The 19,677-nt window shown below is 29.0% G+C and carries 22 protein-coding genes and 1 riboswitch; of the genes, 4 read left to right on the top strand and 18 right to left on the bottom strand.

The features are described from left to right. Positions 1 to 12 precede the first annotated feature (12 nt). Together recX and BD821_RS07825 are read right to left on the bottom strand one after the other, a co-directional pair. Positions 13 to 654, bottom strand: coding sequence for a recombination regulator RecX (recX, locus tag BD821_RS07830; RefSeq protein ID WP_104410003.1), 642 nt, complete (start codon positions 652 to 654; stop codon positions 13 to 15). 14 nt (positions 655 to 668) lie between these two features. Further along, positions 669 to 1,916 carry a M16 family metallopeptidase gene (locus BD821_RS07825; RefSeq protein WP_104410002.1) on the bottom strand — a complete coding sequence of 416 codons (1,248 nt, stop codon included), beginning with the start codon at positions 1,914 to 1,916 and terminating at the stop codon, positions 669 to 671. Positions 1,917 to 2,457: 541 nt separating this feature from the next. Here BD821_RS07825 and BD821_RS07820 point away from each other — a divergent pair. Continuing rightward, positions 2,458 to 3,831, top strand: coding sequence for an aminotransferase-like domain-containing protein (locus BD821_RS07820; RefSeq protein ID WP_104410001.1), 1,374 nt, complete (start codon positions 2,458 to 2,460; stop codon positions 3,829 to 3,831). Between the two features lie 125 nt (positions 3,832 to 3,956). Here BD821_RS07820 and cobS read toward each other — a convergent pair whose 3' ends face one another. The 3 genes from cobS to cobT are packed head-to-tail and all read right to left on the bottom strand — an operon-like array spanning position 3,957 to position 6,377. Further along, positions 3,957 to 4,712, bottom strand: coding sequence for an adenosylcobinamide-GDP ribazoletransferase (gene cobS, locus BD821_RS07815; protein ID WP_104410000.1), 756 nt, complete (start codon positions 4,710 to 4,712; stop codon positions 3,957 to 3,959). A 21-nt stretch (positions 4,713 to 4,733) separates the two neighbouring features. Continuing rightward, positions 4,734 to 5,285 carry a bifunctional adenosylcobinamide kinase/adenosylcobinamide-phosphate guanylyltransferase gene (gene cobU / locus BD821_RS07810; protein WP_104409999.1) on the bottom strand — a complete coding sequence of 184 codons (552 nt, stop codon included), beginning with the start codon at positions 5,283 to 5,285 and terminating at the stop codon, positions 4,734 to 4,736. A gap of 18 nt (positions 5,286 to 5,303) precedes the next feature. Next, the gene (gene cobT, locus BD821_RS07805; protein WP_104409998.1) at positions 5,304 to 6,377 is read right to left on the bottom strand and encodes a nicotinate-nucleotide--dimethylbenzimidazole phosphoribosyltransferase; all 1,074 of its coding nucleotides are present in this window, start codon (positions 6,375 to 6,377) and stop codon (positions 5,304 to 5,306) included. Positions 6,378 to 6,605: 228 nt separating this feature from the next. Here cobT and BD821_RS07800 point away from each other — a divergent pair, with 228 nt between their 5' ends. The 3 genes from BD821_RS07800 to BD821_RS07790 all read left to right on the top strand — a co-directional run bounded on the left by BD821_RS07800 (position 6,606) and on the right by BD821_RS07790 (position 9,481). Further along, positions 6,606 to 7,292, top strand: a complete 687-nt coding sequence (locus BD821_RS07800) for a response regulator transcription factor (RefSeq protein WP_104409997.1) — start codon at positions 6,606 to 6,608, stop codon at positions 7,290 to 7,292. Beyond that, positions 7,289 to 8,827 (top strand): sensor histidine kinase, encoded by a 1,539-nt coding sequence (locus BD821_RS07795; RefSeq protein ID WP_104409996.1) that lies wholly within the window; start codon positions 7,289 to 7,291, stop codon positions 8,825 to 8,827. The genes BD821_RS07800 and BD821_RS07795 overlap by 4 nt, the downstream gene beginning before the upstream one ends. A 108-nt stretch (positions 8,828 to 8,935) precedes the next feature. Further along, positions 8,936 to 9,481 (top strand): NADH peroxidase, encoded by a 546-nt coding sequence (locus BD821_RS07790; protein WP_104409995.1) that lies wholly within the window; start codon positions 8,936 to 8,938, stop codon positions 9,479 to 9,481. A gap of 132 nt (positions 9,482 to 9,613) precedes the next feature. Here the strand turns inward: BD821_RS07790 and ymfI are convergent, their stop codons facing one another. From ymfI to cbiD, 13 genes are all read right to left on the bottom strand, one after another. Beyond that, on the bottom strand, positions 9,614 to 10,357 hold the full coding sequence (gene ymfI / locus BD821_RS07785; RefSeq protein ID WP_104409994.1) for an elongation factor P 5-aminopentanone reductase: 744 nt from the start codon (positions 10,355 to 10,357) through the stop codon (positions 9,614 to 9,616). Positions 10,358 to 10,568: 211 nt separating this feature from the next. Then, positions 10,569 to 11,264 carry a CbiQ family ECF transporter T component gene (locus BD821_RS07780; protein WP_104409993.1) on the bottom strand — a complete coding sequence of 232 codons (696 nt, stop codon included), beginning with the start codon at positions 11,262 to 11,264 and terminating at the stop codon, positions 10,569 to 10,571. Beyond that, on the bottom strand, positions 11,249 to 11,521 hold the full coding sequence (locus tag BD821_RS07775) for an energy-coupling factor ABC transporter substrate-binding protein (RefSeq protein ID WP_029452981.1): 273 nt from the start codon (positions 11,519 to 11,521) through the stop codon (positions 11,249 to 11,251). The genes BD821_RS07780 and BD821_RS07775 overlap by 16 nt, the downstream gene beginning before the upstream one ends. Before the next feature lies 1 nt (position 11,522). Continuing rightward, on the bottom strand, positions 11,523 to 12,245 hold the full coding sequence (locus tag BD821_RS07770; RefSeq protein ID WP_029452980.1) for an energy-coupling factor ABC transporter permease: 723 nt from the start codon (positions 12,243 to 12,245) through the stop codon (positions 11,523 to 11,525). A gap of 111 nt (positions 12,246 to 12,356) precedes the next feature. Beyond that, positions 12,357 to 12,537, bottom strand: a riboswitch (cobalamin riboswitch). 27 nt (positions 12,538 to 12,564) lie between these two features. Continuing rightward, entirely contained in the window at positions 12,565 to 13,293 is a 729-nt protein-coding gene (gene cobJ, locus BD821_RS07765; protein WP_029452979.1) for a precorrin-3B C(17)-methyltransferase, read from the bottom strand. A gap of 2 nt (positions 13,294 to 13,295) precedes the next feature. Continuing rightward, positions 13,296 to 14,147, bottom strand: a complete 852-nt coding sequence (locus BD821_RS07760) for a GHMP family kinase ATP-binding protein (protein ID WP_104409992.1) — start codon at positions 14,145 to 14,147, stop codon at positions 13,296 to 13,298. A gap of 8 nt (positions 14,148 to 14,155) precedes the next feature. After that, a complete protein-coding gene (locus BD821_RS07755; RefSeq protein WP_104409991.1) occupies positions 14,156 to 14,920 on the bottom strand; it encodes a cobalt-precorrin-6A reductase in 765 nt (254 codons plus the stop codon). A gap of 4 nt (positions 14,921 to 14,924) precedes the next feature. After that, positions 14,925 to 15,908, bottom strand: a complete 984-nt coding sequence (gene cbiG, locus BD821_RS07750; RefSeq protein WP_104409990.1) for a cobalt-precorrin 5A hydrolase — start codon at positions 15,906 to 15,908, stop codon at positions 14,925 to 14,927. After that, complete coding sequence (gene cobM, locus BD821_RS07745; protein ID WP_029452975.1) at positions 15,908 to 16,660, bottom strand: precorrin-4 C(11)-methyltransferase; 753 nt, start codon at positions 16,658 to 16,660, stop codon at positions 15,908 to 15,910. The genes cbiG and cobM overlap by 1 nt, the downstream gene beginning before the upstream one ends. A 19-nt stretch (positions 16,661 to 16,679) precedes the next feature. Next, the gene (locus BD821_RS07740) at positions 16,680 to 17,345 is read right to left on the bottom strand and encodes a cobalt-factor II C(20)-methyltransferase (RefSeq protein ID WP_104409989.1); all 666 of its coding nucleotides are present in this window, start codon (positions 17,343 to 17,345) and stop codon (positions 16,680 to 16,682) included. Positions 17,346 to 17,376: 31 nt separating this feature from the next. Next, a complete protein-coding gene (gene cbiT / locus BD821_RS07735; RefSeq protein WP_104409988.1) occupies positions 17,377 to 17,937 on the bottom strand; it encodes a precorrin-6Y C5,15-methyltransferase (decarboxylating) subunit CbiT in 561 nt (186 codons plus the stop codon). A gap of 12 nt (positions 17,938 to 17,949) precedes the next feature. Then, complete coding sequence (cbiE, locus tag BD821_RS07730) at positions 17,950 to 18,552, bottom strand: precorrin-6y C5,15-methyltransferase (decarboxylating) subunit CbiE (protein WP_104409987.1); 603 nt, start codon at positions 18,550 to 18,552, stop codon at positions 17,950 to 17,952. Between the two features lie 12 nt (positions 18,553 to 18,564). Further along, entirely contained in the window at positions 18,565 to 19,653 is a 1,089-nt protein-coding gene (gene cbiD, locus BD821_RS07725) for a cobalt-precorrin-5B (C(1))-methyltransferase CbiD (RefSeq protein WP_104409986.1), read from the bottom strand. Positions 19,654 to 19,677 lie beyond the last annotated feature (24 nt).

Below are 19,677 nucleotides of genomic sequence, written 5' to 3'. Positions count from 1 at the left end.
GGTTATCTCCTTTTATAAACTATTATCCTTAAATATCTTTTCTATTACAAATTTAATACATTCACTTGAGTATCCTTTTCCTATTAGGAACTGGTATAGCTTTCCTTTGATTTTATATTTATCAGTTTCTCTTTTGGATATTAAATTAAACTTTTTAATTGCAATCTTTTCTGCTATTTCTCTATCTTTATCTTCATCATAAATATCTTCAAGAACAACTTCTATTACATCTTTTTTAATTCCTTTACTTAAAAGCCCATACTTTATTTTATTTTTTCCGTTAGACTTTATCTTTTCTTTTGCATACCCCTGTGCATATCTTTTATCATCAATAAGTGTATAATCTTTTAAAAATTCTATTACCTTATCTATTGTTTCTTTACTATATTCCTTTTTGAAAAGTTTGTCTCTTACAGCCTTTTCTGGTTTTAATCCTTTTTCTACTAGCCTTAATGCATAGTTTTTAGCCTTAGAAAACTCTTCTTTAAATAATATTTCATTTAACTGTTCTAGGTTAATTCTATCACCTTTTTTTATGTTTTGTTTATATACAACCTCTGCAAAGCAGGCTAATGCAAATTCTTCATCTACAAATATATTAACCCTATCTTTATTTCTACTTTGCACTTGAATCGAAGTTATTTTACCTTCCATTTGTTTAATTCACCTTATTCTTTTTCATTTTTTAATATGTGTATAGTCGGATTTTTTAATACTATATTAGCTACCTCATATATGCTTTCTTTATTTATCTTCTCTAAAGCATCCATATCTTCTAAATATCTTTGTATATTATCTTCTTCTAGCGCTTGAAACAGTACATAGCTTCCAAGATCCATAGAATCCTCTATTGTAGACACTACTGCTGTTTTATGAACTTTACTCATAAGTTTTACGGTATTGTCATTAATTTTTATCCTTTTATTTTTAATATCTTCTATACATTTATCAATTGTTGTTATAGCCTTATCAATATTTTCTTCTGATACTGAGGTATAAATGCACATAGTTCTTATCTTTGACGTCATATCTAAGTCCGTATATGCATCATAGGCTAATCCAAGTTTTTCTCTAAGCTCTCTAAATAAAATAGAATTAGAACTTTCACCAAGTTTATGATTTAATATTTTTAAAGAAAGTTCTTTTTCCTTTGGTAAATCATGAAATGTATATAAGTAAGCTATAGAACTTTGTTCTAAATCCTTTTTAATAGTTGTCTTTATTATAGGCTTATTATTTTCTACTAATATAACTTTTTTTTCTACATTAATCCCTTCCCAATCTAAAAATTTATTAGCTATCTTTTCTAATGCTTCTTCATGGGGCAAAGATGACACCATAACTATAATAGCATTTTTAGGTGTATAAAATTTATTATAAAAGTCTATAAGATTCTCTCTATTAAAAGAATTAATGTTTTTTTCATCACCACTAACTTCCCACTTAAGTGGACTATTATCAAATGCTATTTCATTTAACTTTTTGAAGGATAAATTTTCAACATCATCTAATGAACCTTTAATCTCAGATAGTATTACTCCTCTTTCTCTTTCTATTTCATCTAAAGGAAATGTAGAATTCATAACCATATCTGATAATAAATCTAAAGAATTTGTAATTTCTTCTTCTAAAGCACTTATACTATAAACTGTAGATTTATAATCAGTATAAGCATTATATTCTCCACCTAAGAACTCTAAGTCATTATTTAGTGTTTCGTTATCTCTAAATTTAGTTCCTTTAAATAGCATGTGCTCAATAAAATGAGAGATGCCTTTTTCTTCTATAGTTTCATACATGGACCCAATTTTTACTCCTACTTGTATAGACATAATTTGGGTATCCTTTTTTATTGTAATCACCCTTAGTCCATTTTGAAGTAAGGTATCTTTAGCATCAAAAAATGGTTTTTTCATTAAAATATCTCCCCATCCCTATTATCATTATTATATTTAGTCTTTAATTGCTCTTACTACTGTAGCATAGGAATCATAAGTATACGCCGACTTATTAAAGCCACCATAAAAATTTTAACGTAATATCACTTTTTTCAAATATCGTATCGTAATAATTACTTAATTCTTCGTAAGAACTCATAATGTGCCTCCTTAACTGATATAAAACTTATTATTTTTTTAAATACATTTATTATTATTAATTTTATATACATATTATCTTATTATAATATATCTGGCTAGATTTTAGTAATAATTCTTCTTTTAAGTTTTAAAAAATATATAAAGCTTCTAGAAGTATATATAACTACTTAAAATAAATTTAATAAAACCTATTTTTTATATAAAAAGGTTTGTAGCTATACAAATCTATTATAAACTAGTACAAAACTTTGTTTTTATATGATATACTTTATAAATAATAAAAACTGTATTTTCATGTTTAAAACTGTATATGTTTTAAAATATTTATATTCCAAAATATTTATATAAACAGAAATGGGTGAGTATTATTACAAAATACGAAATTATTATAAATTACGTAAATCATGAAATAGAAATTGGCAACTTTAATGGTAAATTACCTTCTATAAGAGCTCTTGCTATAAAATTTAGTTGTAGTAACTCTACAGTTATAAGAGCTTATTCTGAGCTTGAAAAGCAAAACCTTATATATGCCTTACCTAAAAGCGGATACTTTGTAGTAGACAACAAGTTGAAATATTATAATACAAACGAATCAAACAATATAGATTTTTCTTCTGGAGAGCCAGATAGCAAAATTTTACCTTATGAAACTTTTCAAAAGTCATTTGAAAAGGCAATAGGGGAATATAAATATAATATTTTTGGATATTCTTTATCCTCTGGTTTTACACCTTTAAAAGAAAGTGTTCTTTCACTATTTAAACAATCTAACTTAGACTGCTCTCTTGATAAAATTTTTATTACCTCTGGAGCCCAGCAAGCTCTTTCAATATTATCTGTTTTAAATTTAGGCCAAGATAAAGAGTCTATTTTAGTAGAACAACCTACATATAATATATTTTTAAAATGGCTTGATATTAATAAATTTAATGTTATTGGAATAGAGCGAGATTTTAATGGTATAGATTTAAATAAACTAGAGTACATATTTAAAACTAAAAAAATTAAATTTTTCTACACTATGCCCCGTATGCACAATCCATTAGGTACTTCTTTATCTGAGGATGATAAAAAGCAAATTGTATATCTTGCAAATAAGTATGATGTTTATATAGTTGAAGATGATTACTTAAGCGATTTAAATGATGATTCTTGTCATGCTCTATATAAATATGATAAAAATGAAAAAGTCATATATATTAAAAGTTTCTCAAAAACCTTAATACCTGGCATAAGATTAGCCGCTTGCATAATACCTCAAAAAATTATAAATGAGTTTAGTAATTATAAGGTAAGCTTTGATTTAGTTTCCACAGTACCAATGCAAGGAGCGTTAAGTTCTTTTATAGATAGTGGACACTATAATAACTATATTTATAAACTTAAGAGCTTTTATGGCAGTAGAATGAGGCTTCTTAAGCATGAATTAGAAGGCTTTTTAGATTTTAATCTAGAACACAGGGTTCCAAACAATGGAATGTTCTCTCTAATAAAATTACCTAATACTAATATAGAAGAATTTATAAATATAATGAGTACAAAAGATATATCTATTAGAGATGGTTCCCACTTTTATCTTAAAGAATTCAACCACGTACCTTCTCTAAGAATAAGCCTGTGTAATGTAAATGAGGATAAGATAATTAAAGGTATGAACTATATATTTCAGGAACTAAAAAATTTCCAATATAATTCTCCTTTAAATTCTTGCCAGCAATTAGAACTATAATAAGATATCTGTATTTACTTAATCTTTTTTAATAGTTTTTGGAAACATATATTATAAAAATATTGAAATCCATTGATACATAAAATATAAAAATGAGGATATTCTAATGCAGAATATCCTCATTTTTATATGGACAGCAAAAATATTAGAGCTACTAGTTCTACTATCTCGTTAATGGCACCTAAATTATCTCCCGTTATACCCTCAATTTTATCTTTACATAGCTTATAAAATAATAAAGTAACTATACAGGATATACCAAAAAGTAAGATTTCATAAGTCACATGCAAATATCCACTAGTCACATAAGAAAATATAGCAACTATTATAAATATTATGCCCATCTCCCTATTTGAAATATTATTTATAATAAGATTTCCTGATCCTTCTTCTTTAGCACCCTTGCCTACATATGCTAAGAGTGCAAGAGATACCCTTCCCACAAATGGTGCTAAAATTATTATATATCCAGAGTTTATATTTATTATTTTAACATAAGCAATATATCTAATTAAAATATCTATAATTACTGCTATAGTAGAATAGGTACCAACCCTACTGTCCTTCATTATTTCTATTATCTTATCTTTTCCACCTTTAAATGCAAAAAAGCCATCACAGGTATCTCCAAGGCCATCTAAATGAAATCCACCTGTTATAAATACATATACTATTATCATAATTACGGATAGAAACTCTGCAGGTATTAAATTAAATAACAACTTATAAACTATAAATTGTGACATTCCAACTATTATACCAATCAAAGGTATATAAGCTGAAGCCTTCTTAAAATTTTTATTTTCACAAGGAAGAGCTTTATTTATAGGTATCCTTGTCATAAATTGTATCATAAGTAAAAAGCTTTTTACTTCTTCCATAAAGTCATACACATCCTATTATTATTTTATTTTTAAAGGTATTCCACAAGTAACTAAATAAACCTCTTCACTATTTTTAGCTAAAAATTGATTTATCCAGCCAGCAAAATCTCTAAATATTCTTCCTAATTTATATTCTGGTACAAGACCCATACCAACTTCATTAGTTACCATAATTAAATTACTATTTCCTTTTTTTACTTCATCTAGGAGCATTTTAAATTCATTTTCTATATTCTTATATATTAGATCTAAGGTTTCTCTTGAAATATCTTCTTCTAAATTTTCTTCTCTATTAAAAAGTAAATTTGTCATCATTACTGTTACGCAATCTAAAAGTATATAAGGCTTATTGTTTTCTTTAACTGCTATATGTAAATCTTTAAACCCTTCGTAAGTTGTCCATTTATGATTTCTAGACTCTCGATGCCTATCTATCCTTTCTTTCATCTCATCATCTGTTACTATAGCCGTAGCAATATATAATACTTCATCTTCTTCTTTTAAAATATCTTCTGCAAATGTACTTTTTCCGCTTCTACTGCCTCCAGTTACTAAAGTTACCTTTCCCATATTTACCTCCTTATAATACTATCTTATATCTACATAGTTTTTTTTATCTAAATTTGCCGCCTCAAAAGTCCCCATATTATTCATTGTGTATAAAGATGCTTCTATTATGCTAAAAGCTATAGGACAGGCAGATCCTTCTCCAAGTCTCATATTCAAATTCAATATAGGTGAAAGTCCAAGTTCCTGCATTATATAAGAAGCTCCTGGTTCTGCTGATAGGTGGGACGGAAACATATAATCCTTACAAAAAGGATTTAACCTATAAGCGCAAAGTGCTGCAACAGAAGATATGAAGCCATCAATAACTATTGGTATCTTATATCTTGCTGCAGCTAAGAAGCATCCACACAATGCCGCAATATCATATCCACCAACCTTGCTTAATACATCTATTACATCTTCTTTATTGGGATCATTTATTTCTATTGCCTTTTTTATTACTCTCTTTTTATTTTCATACTGAAGTTCTGTAACCCCGCCACCCTTACCAACTATTTTATCAACATTTGAATCTGTTAATGCACAAAATACAGCTGCACTAGTAGCAGTATTGCATATACCCATTTCACCTGTACCTATTATATCTACATTCTTATCTTTTAAATCTTCAACTATTTCCATGCCTATTTCTATAGCTTTTAAAGTTTCATCAATAGACATAGCTCTTCCCTTCATCATATTTTTAGTTCCATAACCTATCTTTTTATTAATTATCTTAGGATTGTTAAAATCATGATTTACTCCAACATCCACTACAGTGAGTTCTGACCCATAATAATTTGAGAGAACTTTAACTCCTGTAATTTCTTTTGTAAAATTTTCAGTAACTAAAGCTGTGGTCTTTTCTGGGCAAGAGCTTATATTTTCTTCTACAACACCATTATCAGAACACATAATTATTATTTTTTTATTTTTTAGTTCTTTTGGCATAAATCCCTTTATACTTGCTATTTTAGAAGCCATAAGCTCCATATATCCAAGACTTCCAATTGGCTTTGTTAAATTATCTATATATGTCATAGCATCTCTAAAAGCTAATTTATCTGCGGATTCAATAGACGTTATTATTTGATTTAATTTTGCTTTATTCATAGCATACCTCCTATAGTCAAATTAAATTATCTCATTTTTATCTTCGTAATGCAAAGATTATTCTTTGTAATGATAATGAATGAATATTAAAATTATAAATTCTCTATAATTTCATGTTTATTTAACATAAAAAGCTCACTTATCATTAAATTCATTATTCTTGTAGGTAGATTAAGTTAACAGTATAATAATAATATATGTTAATACTACTGTAAAGGAGGAGCCATTTTGAAAAAACAAATTTTAATAGTTGAAGATGAAATTAGAATGAGAATGCTTTTAAAAGATTATTTCGAGAAAGAGGATTTTAATATACTAGAAGCTGATAACGGAATTACTGCCCTTAATATTTTTAAAAAAGATGAAAAGAATATCTCATTAATTATCTTAGATTTAATGATGCCTCTAATGGACGGATTTACCCTTTGTAAGTCTATTCGGGATATATCCTATATACCTATAATAATTTTAACTGCAAGATCTAGTGATGATGATAAGCTTCTTGGCTATGATCTTGGTGCGGATGATTATGTAACTAAACCCTTTAACCCCAAGATATTAGTAGCTAAGGCCAAATCATTATTAAAAAGAAGCACATCTTTAGAAAACAATAATATCACTTATAAGAACATACATGGATTAGTAATAAATACAGCTTCACATGAAGTTTATGTAAATGAAGAAGAAATTTATCTAACACCAAATGAATATAATCTATTGTTATATTTAATGCAAAATCAAGGTATATCCTTAAGTAGAGATAAAATATTAGATAATGTTTGGGGCATAGATTATTATGGAGATCCTCGAACTGTAGATACAACTATTAAAAGGCTTAGGGAAAAATTAAAAGAAAAATCTTCTTTTATTTCTACTGTAAGAGGAAGTGGATACAAATTTGAGGTGAAAATATGAAAAAAAATTTAACTTTAAGATTATTTGTTATAACCTCTATATTTATAAGTATTATTTTAATACTTATACTTTCCTTGCAATCTATATTTTTTGAAAAGTTTTATATAAATAAAAAAATGAATACCCTAAAATCAGAAATAACTAAATTTAAAATAGCCTATTCCTATAATTATGATAATAAGCCAGAATTATTTAAAAGTATGCAAGATTTTGAGATAAATAACAATGCTAAAATTGCTATATTTTCAAATAAGGGTGAAATTATGTTTTTATCTGATCCTAATAAACAAATGGATGATATAGTCCTTCAGATGCTAAAAGAAGCCTTTAAAAAATCATCTAAGACCACAGATTTTTCTTCTACTCTTAATGAAGGTAAGGTTACAGCAAATATATTTGCTAGTGAGAATAAGGATATTAAAAATATTGTATGCTTAGCCCCAATATCACTTGAAAGTATTAATGATAATATAATAATTTCTGTGTCACCTCTTCAAACCATTAAAGAAGCTTCTTTAGTAATAAAGGACTTTTATCCCTATGCACTTTTTCTAGGTGTCTTAGGCATAGTATTTCTATCTATTATATATTCAAATTTAATATCAAAACCTTTAAAAGATATTAATAAAACTGCCTTTAAAATGGCTAACTTAGATTTTTCTGAACAATGTACAGTAGATAGGGAAGATGAAATAGGAAATCTTGCAAAAACTTTAAACTTTTTATCTTTAAACCTTAATAATTCATTAAATGCTTTAAAAAAGTATAATAATAAACTTAAAGATGACATTGAAAAAGAAAAGCGTATTGAAAATATGCGTAAAGATTTTATAGCTAATGTATCTCATGAACTAAAAACCCCAATAAGCCTTATAGAAGGGTATGCTGAAGGTTTAAAAGATAATATAGCAAAAGAAGATCAAAAAGACTTTTATGTTGATGTGATAATAGATGAAGCTCACAATATGGAAAGTCTTCTAAATGACATGCTAGATCTTTCTCAACTAGAATCTGGTTCCTTTAATCTACATATAGATTCCTTTAATATTAAGCCTTTAATAAATCATGCTTTAAAAAAGTTCAAAGGATTAATGGAAACTAAAAACATTAATGTTGCAGTAGACGTTAGTGATAATTTAGTAATTGGTGATAAAATAAGAATTGAACAAGTTTTAAATAACTTTATATCTAATGCCATAAAAAACACTATTGAAAAAGGTAGTATAAGTATATGTTCAAGAATAGAGCAAAAACCTTACAACTCGAATATTGATAATGATTATAAGACTAAGGATTATTTATTTGTTGAAGTATTTAATACAAATTCTAATATTCCAAAGGAAGAACTAAATAATATATGGGATAAATTTTATAAAATTGACAAGTCAAGAGATAGATCTAAAGGTGGTACAGGACTTGGTCTTAACATAGTGAAAAATATATTAGAAAAGCATAACAGTGTATATGGTGCTTTTAATAAATTAGATGGGGTTTGTTTTTATTTTTCTTTAGAAATAGATTCTATGAAATGTTAATTAATGTTTTAACAAAAATATCTTGATTTTATATAGTAACTATTATATAATAATAATTGTCAACATATTGACATAATATTAATTAACATAATATAGGAGGATGGTTTTATGAAAAAATTTGTCTGTACAATTTGTGGATTTGTTTACGAAGGTGAAACTGCACCAGAAAAATGCCCTCAATGTGGAGCTCCAGCTTCAAAGTTTGTAGAAAAAGTTGAAGGTGAAATGTCCTGGGCAGATGAGCATAGAATTGGAATTGCTAAAGATGTAGACCAAGAAATAATAGAAGGTTTAAGAGCTAACTTTACTGGAGAATGTACCGAAGTTGGAATGTACCTTGCTATGAGTCGTCAAGCTGACAGAGAAGGATTTCCTGAAGTTGCAGAAGCATACAAAAGAATAGCTTTTGAAGAAGCAGAACATGCTGCTAAATTTGCTGAATTATTGGGAGAAGTTGTTGTTGCTGATACAAAAACTAATCTTCAAGTAAGAGTAGATGCAGAACACGGTGCTTGCCAAGGCAAAAAAGACTTAGCAACTCTTGCAAAAAAACTTAATCTAGATGCAATACATGACACAGTTCATGAAATGTGTAAGGATGAAGCTAGACATGGAATGGCTTTCAAAGGATTATTAAATAGATATTTTAAATAAGATAAATTAGTATATACCACATAAAGTGAATATTAAAAATAAAAGATAAGGAGCCTTATTTTACTAAAGGCTTCTTATCTTTTATCATAATCATACATATTTATATAAATATCAGCCATTGCTTATATAAATTTATACAAGTCCTCCATCTAGGGTTATTATTTGACCTGTAATATATTTTGATTCATCAGAACATAAAAAACATGCTAGATTAGCTACATCTTCTTGTTCTCCAAATTCACCCATTGGTATATCCTCTTTTAAAGCAATTATTTCTTCTTCTGTAAGCCAATTATTCATTGTAGTCTTTATAACCCCTGGTGATATAGCATTTATCCTTATATTAGATGGTGCAAGTTCCTTAGCTAATGCTTTAGTAAAAGAGTTAACACCACCCTTTGAAGCTGAGTAAATAACTTCACAAGATGCCCCAACATTTCCCCATATAGAAGATATATTTATAATACTACCAGACTTTTCACCTATCATATACTTTACAGCTGTATGACAAGTATTAAACATTCCTTTTAGATTTGTATTTATTAAAGAATCCCAGTCACATTCTTCCATATCAGTAAATAATCCCACCTTAGAAATTCCAGCATTATTTACTAGTATATCTATCTTTCCGAAAGTCTTAACAGTATCTTCTATAAGTATCTTAGCATCATCATATTTTGATACATCTGCCTTATATTTAATTGCATACCCACCTGCATATTTTATTTCATCTACCACATTCATAGCTGAAGCATCATCACTCTTATAATTCACTACAACTAAGGCCCCTTCTGTAGCAAGTTTTTTAGCTATAGCTCTTCCTATACCTTTTGAAGATCCTGTTACTACTGCTATTTTGCCCTTAAGTATATTCATTAATTCACCTTTTCTCTCAGAATAATAACTTTTAATATCAATCTTAATTTAAGATTAATACTAAAAGTCTTCATTATATTTAATACATTTATACTATATTCTGTTTAGTATATCAGAAAAAAATATTTTTACATAGTTATAATTATACAAAACCCTTTTTAAAAAACTAAAAGGCTTAAAAAATATATTATATCTTTTAAGCCTTTTAATATTAAATAATCATAATTACACTTACAAAAAGTAAATACATACTTATAAATAACATATGCCTCACATTAATCTTATTGTAATTTGCGGTATAATTTAAAGTTCCATTATAACATCTGCTATTTATAGCATCCTTTATATTATCCCACCTTCTAAGTGTGTTTACAAAAAGTAATCCAGCTATTTTAGCGCTATTTTTAATTTTAAGATTAAAGGTATCAAATCCATTTCTACTTTTAACTGAACTAGTCATTATAATAAGTTCCTCTTCTAAAAGTAATATAAATCTTTCCATACTTTTTGCTATATCACAAAAGTCCTGTAAGTATTTAGATTTATGAAGCAGATTCAAAATATCATCCATAGGGGTGGTAAGTGATAAATAACCTACACAAAGCCCACCAGAAAAAGACTTAGCTATTATTAAAAAGGTAGCTTTAGCCCCATAATCAAAGAAAAAGGTTATGGACGAAATTAAAGCAAATGCTGCTGTACCTAATGAAAATTTCATTACTATATTAAAATAATGCTTATTTTTAAAATGCATAAATCCAAAAAATATTATGTTTATTATTATTGGTAAATAGCTTTTGCTAAATCCTAAAATTATAATAGCACCTAATGATATAAATATCTTTTCTAAAGGATTTACTATTGATTTATCATTGACTTTAGAAAGAAGTATTACTTCTTTGAGCATACAGTTTTTCTACCAATATAGTAACCTATGAATCCAGCACCTGCAGCTGCTTGTAATGCAAATAAGAAGCTTTCTATTTCCCCTGATGGTGGCTCCCATATATGGCTAAACCATGGTTCATAAGAAGCATCTATTTCCATTATAGCCTCTTCAGCCATAGAATCAGCCCCTTCAAATTCACCATTTCTTCCAATTACAAGTGCTCCTACTATTATGATGAAGCATAAAACTATCATAGTTATCATTTTCTTTTTCATATTATTTCACCCCGCCTAATGATATTAATTCTTCTTTAGAATGCTTTTCAATGAATTCAAATATACCAACAGTTAAAATTCCTTCTATTACAGCAAGTGGAATTTGTGTTATAGCAAATATTCCTATAAACTTTATAAAAGAGGCTAAAACTCCGCCATCTGTGGCTGGGAATGCTAGTCCTAGTTGTAATGAGGTAACTATATATGTGACTAAATCTCCTAAGGCTGCTGCTAAAAACACAGCTAATCTTTTATTCTTATTTTTTAGTGCTCTATAAATAACATAAGATATTATAGGTCCTACAATACCCATAGAAAATACGTTAGCACCTAAAGTTGTAATACCACCATGTGCTAAAAATATTGCTTGGAACAGTAATACTATACTTCCAACAACACTCATAACATAAGGTCCAAATAAGATAGCTCCAAGTCCTGTACCTGTAGGATGAGAACTACTACCACTAACTGACGGTAGCTTCATTGCTGACAGTACAAATGCATAGGCTGCAACTAAGGCTAATAACATCTTTAAATCTTTGTTATCTTTTGTTTTACTTTTTATATCCCTGAGCCCTAGTATGAAAAATGGTGCACTTAATGCAAAGTAAACCACACACCATAAAGGACTTAAAAATCCTTCTACAATATGCATTGCATTTGCCATATAGGTACCTCCCAAAAACATTAGTAACGATAAGATAAAAACACTCTTTTTCTTCATTTCTTTTCCTCCTATTAAATTTATATTTATACAAAAAATGACGCCCTAAGGGCGTCATTAGTATACAAAATCATTAATTACTCTGATTTTTCTAATACCTTCCCTCCGAAAGTTTGTTTATTGGTTTAGGCAGGTCTCCTGGCTTATGAATCATCCTCCCCTTACCCTTCCCTCATTTAAAGAAGTGGCATGTAAGGTTTGTACTCAAATACAGTAGCGGGGGCTGCTGTGGCTTTTACCACATTCCCTTTTCACCTTTACTAAAAAAAGCACCTAAACTTTTATTAAATTTTTAATTATATCCTATAAACTATTCTACCTATCTACTCAGATATCCTCTAGGTGTAAGAAACTTATCTCCCTTTATATAACTTTCACTATTTCCTATAATTACAATAGTAAACATATCTACATTAGTATCTTCGAAAGTATCTAAGGTAAATATCTCCTTTTCTTCACCATCTCTAAGAGCATTTTTCACAATAGCTACAGGTGTACTTCCTTTTCTAAAAGTCTTTATTATATCTATACATTCTCTTAGATAATTTGGTCTCCCCTTACTTTTAGGATTATATAATGAAATTACAAAGTCTGCATTTGCAGCAAGTTCTACTCTTTTTTTAATTAGTGAATATGGTGTCATAAGATCACTTAAACTAATATTGCAATTATCATGCATTAAAGGTGCGCCTACCATAGATGCAGCAGCTGAAGCCGCTGTTATACCTGGTACAACCTCTACACTATCCATATCTTCTTCTTTACATAACTCTAGTATAAGTCCAGCCATACCATATATTCCGGCATCTCCAGTACTAACTATAGACACAGTCTTACTTTCTGCCATACTTAATGCTTGCTTACATCTTTCCTCTTCGCCCTTCATTCCTGTTGCATAAACTTCTTTACCTTCAATTAAGGACTTAATCATATCTATGTATTTTACATAACCTACAATAACTTCACTTTCCTCTAAGGATTTTCGTGCCTTTATTGACATATGTTCAATTCCCCCTGGGCCCATTCCAATTACATATAACTTTTTCATACTTATCCCTTCTTTCTATATCTATCAATAGAATCTAACGTCTTTATTCCATAACATCTATAATCTATAATCTTTATATTTAAGTCTAAACCTTTTTTAAGACCTTCTTCATCTTCATATATTATACCTAAAATGTCTCCACTATGACCCCCTATTATCCCAAGGCCTTTAGTGTCTTCACATATTTTAATAACATCATTTAAAATGGAGTAATGAAGTCTTCCTTCATTTAAAACAATACTATCTGTACTTACTTTTGCTAACTTTCTAATACTTTTCTTATTAAAAGCTTCCATTAGGTCTTTTTCTAAATAATCTAATTTAGCTAAATCACCTATTGATGTTTTATTAAAATCTATGGTATTTATTAATCTTTTCCCTTCATATACCATAACATAAAACTCCATATAATTCCCAAGTTCTAAAGAAAATTTACCATCTTTATATTGAAATAATGTAGCCTTTTTAAATATTATACTATCTGTAGGCTCTATAGCTACAGCTAACTTTATAAGTTCTTCCTCTGAAAAACTTTTGTTAAAACACTTTAACAAAGAATTATATAAGGCACATATATCTGCAGTGCTACTAGCAAATCCTTTTCCTCTTGGTATATCTGATTTAATGTCTATTATAAAGTCTTCATAAAACCTTTCATATCCCCAAATTTTAAGGGCAGCTTTTAAAAATTCATAGCATTTATTATTATTATTATCTAAATCTTTTCTTTTTTCTTCTTTTAAGGTAACCTCAGTATAAATATCACAAGGAAAGGATAAGAGCAAATCCCTATCTTTCATCTTTCCTTGAAATATTTCCCCAAGACTACCAGGATATTTGCTTACATAATTCATAAATACTCCTATAGAATAGAGCTTAGGTACTCTGAAAGCTTAGTCTCATCATTAAAACAAATACAATTTGGTTTGTCTTTACGCCCTATAACAACAACCCATAAATCTAGTTCTATTGCAGCTTCTATCTTTTCTATAGTTCCACCTTGAACTCCGCTATCCTTCATAACTATAATTTTAGCATCAAAAGCCTCTATAAAAGCTTTATTTAAAGCTTTATCTAAGGGTCCTTTTATAGCAATTATATTCTCTACAGTAGCTCCTGACTTTAAACAAATATCTATGGATTCTGTAGTAGGTAGCACTCTATGAATTATTCTATTTTCTATATTCATTGAGGTAAACTTATTTATATTTCTACTTCCCGTTGTATTTAATATGTTTCCCTTTAAATACTTTAGTTCTTCTTCTAATATTTGATAGTCCTCTACTAATATAAGCTTATGATAATCTTTATATTTATCTATTGTAGATTTTCTCTCATACCTTATATAAGTTATATTTTGCTTTTCACAAACTTCCATAGCATTTTTCGTAACTACCTCAGCATAAGGATGTGAAGCATCTATTAATATTTTTATATTATATTTTATCATCATAGCTTCAAGCTTATCTTTATCTAAAGGTTTAGTGTTTATATGTTTATACTTATATTCCTTTAATAATTCGCCACCATATTCAGTAGCCGTAGACACAAATATATCTTCCGTATACTTATTTATTAAAGATAATAATTTCTTTCCTTCAGAAGTACCTAAAATTAATCCTATCATTACACTATCCCTCCAATTCTCCTATGCATAAGGTCATACCCTCTAAGGATAATCTTTTTGTAAAGGCTGTAGCTCCTGTAAGCTCTACCACAGGTTCCGCTACAGATCTAACTCCAATTGTTTTTTCTACAAAATCACTACCTGGATATTTATGATGAACCTTTTTTATTTCCTCTAAGGTAAATATTTTAATATCACATTTTAGCTCTTTACCTAAATGATTTATTGCAAATTCATCCTTTTTCACTTCCACTGTAGATATATATCTTACTGCTCTTTTATCAATATTATAATGCTCTAATTTTTCTAAAACCTTATCCATCATCTCTTTAGGATCATAATCCTTTTTACAGCCAATTCCTAAAACTATATCCCGTCTAATAAGCTTTAAACAAGGCTTATTATAAGATTCCACTTTATTTTTATTAGTTATAATAACAGACCCTAGGCTTTGTAATAAATCTTTTGTGTATCCTTTAGGTATATCTATAAAAGATCTTTCATCTTTAAAGTATATCTTCTTATCCTCTACTAACAAGGAGGATATAACCTTAGCTTTGTCTAAATCTTCAATAACTAAGTTGTTATTTTTAGCAATGGTGTCAGGAGCTACTTTTCCTAAGTTATCAGTGGCTGTAGTTATTATAGGTTCTGCTTTTAATATTTCTGCAAGTGTTATACAAAGATCATTAGCTCCACCTAAGTGTCCACTTAAAACACTTATTACATATTTACCTGCGTTATCTACTACCACCACCGCTGGATCCTTATCCTTAGTTTTAATATTAGGTGCTATTGCCCTTACTGCAATACCTATAGCACCTATAAATACTATACCTTCATAATCTTGCATCAATGTTTTAGTTAATTTATAAACATCAAAATCTTCTTCATCTTTTTTATAATAATGATCTAATGATATATGATCTTTCAACTTATTTACAATAGCTTTTCCCTTAGATGTAAAAGTTATTATAGCAAGCTTCATTATTTTCCCTTTCTATACATATGAGAAAAACTCTCATCATAAAGAAGACTCTTTTCATAATCACAATCTATAAAATCACCAACTAAAATTTGTGCACATTTAACTATATTAGCTTCTTTAACCTTTTCTGATATATTGTCTAACGTTCCAAGCAAAATTCTTTCATCTTCCCATGTAGCTCTTTCCACTACTGCAATAGGCACATCTCCCCTGCCATAACCTTTCTTAAGTTTAGCTACTACCTTATCTATCATAGATATAGAAAGGAATATTGCCATAGAAGCATTAGTCCTTGCAAGTATTTCTAAGTCTTGGTTAGCTGGAACTGGAGTCCTTCCCTCAACCCTTGTTAATATAACGGTTTGACTTACAGATGGTAATGTAAATTCTTTTTTTATAGCTGCGGCTGCCGCTGAAAAAGAGCTTACTCCTGGTATAACTTTATACTCAATATCATACTTTTCAAGCTCATCCATCTGCTCTTTTATAGCTCCATATATAGCTGGGTCCCCTGTATGAAGCCTTACGATTGTTTTATCCTCTCCATGAAACTCTCTAATAACTTCAATAACCTCAGGTAAGGTCATAGAAGCTGAGTTATATATCTTCGAACCTTCCTTGCAAAATTTTAAGTGCTCGGAATTCACAAGAGATCCTGCATATATTACCACATCTGCTTTTGAAAGTATTTCTCTTCCCTTTACAGTTATAAGATCTACATCTCCAGGGCCTGCGCCAATAAAATAAACCATATTATTTTCTCCTTTTAAATTATATTTTGTTTGCAATTATTAATGACATATATTCTTTTTGTTTTAATATCTCAGCCTTATCTTTAAGAACAGTTTGCCCTTCTCTTCCAGCTCTTTTTATGTATACATAATCATAACCTTTTTCTTCTAAAAGGTTTATAACTTCTTCTTCTATCTTATAAACCTTCATTATAACTATATACTTTTCATCTTTTATAGCGTCTAATCTATTGGCCGGTAATATTAAAAGTGGCTCATCACCAATTACCAAAGGCTGTTTTGCAATGCTTGCACAAGCACAAAAAGATGTTATTCCAGGTACAGTCTCAGTTTCATACCCCTTTTCTTCTACATACTTTAATAAATATATATAAGTGCTATATACAAAAGGGTCCCCTATAGTTAAAAAAACTACGTCCTTACCTTCTATAAGCTTTTCTTCAATCGATTTAAATGCCTCATAAATCTTTTCTTCTTGATCCTTTGATCCCATAGGAAAATGTTTTACCAAAACTTCTGCATCTTCACTTATGTAATCTTCAGCAACTTCATGAGCTATGCTCTTACCACCAGACATAGCACTTGGAACTACAATAACTTTTGCATTTTTAATAATATTCATAGCCTTTATAGTAAGTAGCTCTTTATCTCCAGGTCCTACTCCAACCCCATACAATTTAGCCATACTCTTTCCTCCTAAAAATCCTAATTATACTTTATCTTGTAGCCTCTAATATGAAAATAGGATTATTTGCAAATAACATAGAAGCTTTTCCCTTAGTCTTACTTACGGATATTTGACTACATTCTACCTTAAAGCCTAAAGATTTTAATGTATTCATTGATTTGTATAAATTATCTATAGTTATAAAGTTTAAAACCATCTTACCATCTTCTTTAAGTAATGCTGAATAATTTATTATAATCTCTTCAATGTTTCCGCCACTACCACCTATAAATATTCTATTGAATTCTCCTTTTATATCATTAAAAACCTTAAGAGCTTCACCTTCTACAATTTTTATATTTGAAGCTTTAAATTTATCTATATTCTTATATATAACCTCTAGAGCTGCTGGATCTTTCTCTATGCCTATAACTTGTCCTTTTAGGCACATTTTAGCTGCTTGAATAGTAACACTACCTGTACCAGCCCCTATATCTAAAACCCTATGTTCTTCGTTAATATCTAGTTTTGCTATGCTTAATATTCTTATCTCTTCTTTTGTCATAGGGCAATCGCCTCTTAAAAATTCTTCATCTTTTATAAATGCCATATTTAAATCCTCCTAAAATGATTCTACCATTATCACACATAGAGAAGAAAACTCTTTATCTAATAAATTATAATTATAATCTATAGTTATAATTTCATTATCATAGGAAAGATCCTCACCTACATAAACCTTTGCTTTAATATTATTGTCATTAAGTTTCTTACATAAACTAGAAGGAGTATTATTCCTATCTGTTAACCAAAAAGAACGACTATTTTCTTTAACTTTATTTATAAAGTCCTCTTCCCTTCCATGAACGCTTCCTAAGTATGCGCGGTCTAAGGCTTTATTAATTTTTGATGCAAAGTATTGAATTGAGCTAATGCCAGTAATTATATTAGTTTCTCCTTTATAGTTTCTATTTATAAAGTCACTTATTCCATAAAAAGAAGGGTCTCCTGAGGCAATTATAGATATGTTTTTGCCATGATACTTTTCTAAAACATCTAAAACTTCACTTAAAGACTTTATACCAATCTTTTTATCTTTTGAAACATCTATACCGTCTAATGCCCTACTAAAGCCTATTATAATATCACTTTCATTTAAAACCTTTATGGCCTTTGGTAATATATAATCCTTATGACCTGGTCCAATGCCTACTACATAAACCATTATTTCACCTCACTAATCATGAATTTTACACAATACTTTTCTATTTTTTGTATCACAAAACATTATAACTTCTGCTTTTAATGTTTTATAACAATAAGTTTCTACTCTATTTTTAATCTTTTTACCTATGTTATAATAAACTTCATTATATTCATCTGGAATTAACTTAATAGCACCATCTGTGGTCTTTTGAGAATATATAAGATTTACTAAGTCTTTATTTGCTCCAATTAATGCAAGTTCTAGAGCTAAAACCTCAAGCCTTACATCGCAAACCCTGCTGTGAGTTTGAAAACATCCAGCAGATATCTTGGAAAGCTTCCCTATATGTCCTACTATTAATACGTTTTTCACAGAATGTTCCATGCATATGTCTAAGGCAAAACCTATATAATTTGATATTATAACTATATCTTCCAAGGAATATCCTTCACTTAGTGCTTCTTCTTCCCCTATGTTACCAAAAACTAAAACCAAAACTTTGCTTCCCTTTTTAATTTTTTGTTCTAGCTCAATCTTTATAGATTCTTTTATAGCATCCTCTGACATAGGTGTTACTATACCCGTGGTACCTAATATAGATATACCACCTACTATTCCAAGCCTTGGATTAAATGTTCTTTGTGATATTTCTTCTCCCTTTGGCACAAATATAGTTATCTCAACACCAGAACCTTTCGGAAGTACAGCTTTAACTTCTTTTTCTATCATAGTTCTTGGTATTGGATTTATAGCAAAGCCACCTTTTTCTATAGGTAGACCTATTTCAGTAACTACACCGACACCTTTTCCAGCCTTTAAAATGTAACCACTGTCTTTTAAAGTAGCCCTAGCCCAAATTTCCATTCCATTTGTGGCATCTGGATCATCTCCACCATCCTTTAAAACACAACACTCTACATAATTTTCTCCTCTATTAAACTTTTCAATTGGTATATTAAGCTTCATAGATCTTGGTGTATCAATATTTATAATAGAAATATTGTCTTTATTGTTAAATAACATCAAAGTTGCAGCCTTAGCTGCAGCTGCAGCACAGGAACCTGTTGTATATCCACACCTTAGACTCTTTCCATTAAAATTAACATATAGGTCAAGCAATCTTTTCACCTCTTTAAATGTCTC

This window comes from Clostridium algidicarnis DSM 15099 (assembly GCF_002934235.1).
GTDB classification, from domain to species: Bacteria; Bacillota; Clostridia; order Clostridiales; family Clostridiaceae; genus Clostridium_L; species Clostridium_L algidicarnis.
This window is presented reverse-complemented; position numbering and strand designations above follow the sequence as displayed.

Bases quoted from the DNA above. Each gene is read 5' to 3' on its own strand.
- BD821_RS07795 (WP_104409996.1), top strand. From the start codon at position 7,289: ATGAAAAAAAATTTAACTTTAAGATTATTTGTTATAACCTCTATATTT.
- BD821_RS07760 (WP_104409992.1), bottom strand. From the start codon at position 14,147: ATGAATTATGTAAGCAAATATCCTGGTAGTCTTGGGGAAATATTTCAA.
- BD821_RS07770 (WP_029452980.1), bottom strand. From the start codon at position 12,245: ATGAAGAAAAAGAGTGTTTTTATCTTATCGTTACTAATGTTTTTGGGA.
- BD821_RS07775 (WP_029452981.1), bottom strand. From the start codon at position 11,521: ATGAAAAAGAAAATGATAACTATGATAGTTTTATGCTTCATCATAATA.
- BD821_RS07790 (WP_104409995.1), top strand. From the start codon at position 8,936: ATGAAAAAATTTGTCTGTACAATTTGTGGATTTGTTTACGAAGGTGAA.
- recX (WP_104410003.1), bottom strand. From the start codon at position 654: ATGGAAGGTAAAATAACTTCGATTCAAGTGCAAAGTAGAAATAAAGAT.
- BD821_RS07755 (WP_104409991.1), bottom strand. From the start codon at position 14,920: ATGATAGGATTAATTTTAGGTACTTCTGAAGGAAAGAAATTATTATCT.
- cbiG (WP_104409990.1), bottom strand. From the start codon at position 15,908: ATGAAGCTTGCTATAATAACTTTTACATCTAAGGGAAAAGCTATTGTA.
- ymfI (WP_104409994.1), bottom strand. From the start codon at position 10,357: ATGAATATACTTAAGGGCAAAATAGCAGTAGTAACAGGATCTTCAAAA.
- cbiT (WP_104409988.1), bottom strand. From the start codon at position 17,937: ATGGCATTTATAAAAGATGAAGAATTTTTAAGAGGCGATTGCCCTATG.
- cbiE (WP_104409987.1), bottom strand. From the start codon at position 18,552: ATGGTTTATGTAGTAGGCATTGGACCAGGTCATAAGGATTATATATTA.
- cobM (WP_029452975.1), bottom strand. From the start codon at position 16,660: ATGGTTTATTTTATTGGCGCAGGCCCTGGAGATGTAGATCTTATAACT.
- BD821_RS07825 (WP_104410002.1), bottom strand. From the start codon at position 1,916: ATGAAAAAACCATTTTTTGATGCTAAAGATACCTTACTTCAAAATGGA.
- BD821_RS07780 (WP_104409993.1), bottom strand. From the start codon at position 11,264: ATGCTCAAAGAAGTAATACTTCTTTCTAAAGTCAATGATAAATCAATA.
- cobS (WP_104410000.1), bottom strand. From the start codon at position 4,712: ATGGAAGAAGTAAAAAGCTTTTTACTTATGATACAATTTATGACAAGG.
- cobT (WP_104409998.1), bottom strand. From the start codon at position 6,377: ATGAATAAAGCAAAATTAAATCAAATAATAACGTCTATTGAATCCGCA.
- cobU (WP_104409999.1), bottom strand. From the start codon at position 5,285: ATGGGAAAGGTAACTTTAGTAACTGGAGGCAGTAGAAGCGGAAAAAGT.
- cobJ (WP_029452979.1), bottom strand. From the start codon at position 13,293: ATGAAAAAGTTATATGTAATTGGAATGGGCCCAGGGGGAATTGAACAT.
- BD821_RS07740 (WP_104409989.1), bottom strand. From the start codon at position 17,345: ATGGCTAAATTGTATGGGGTTGGAGTAGGACCTGGAGATAAAGAGCTA.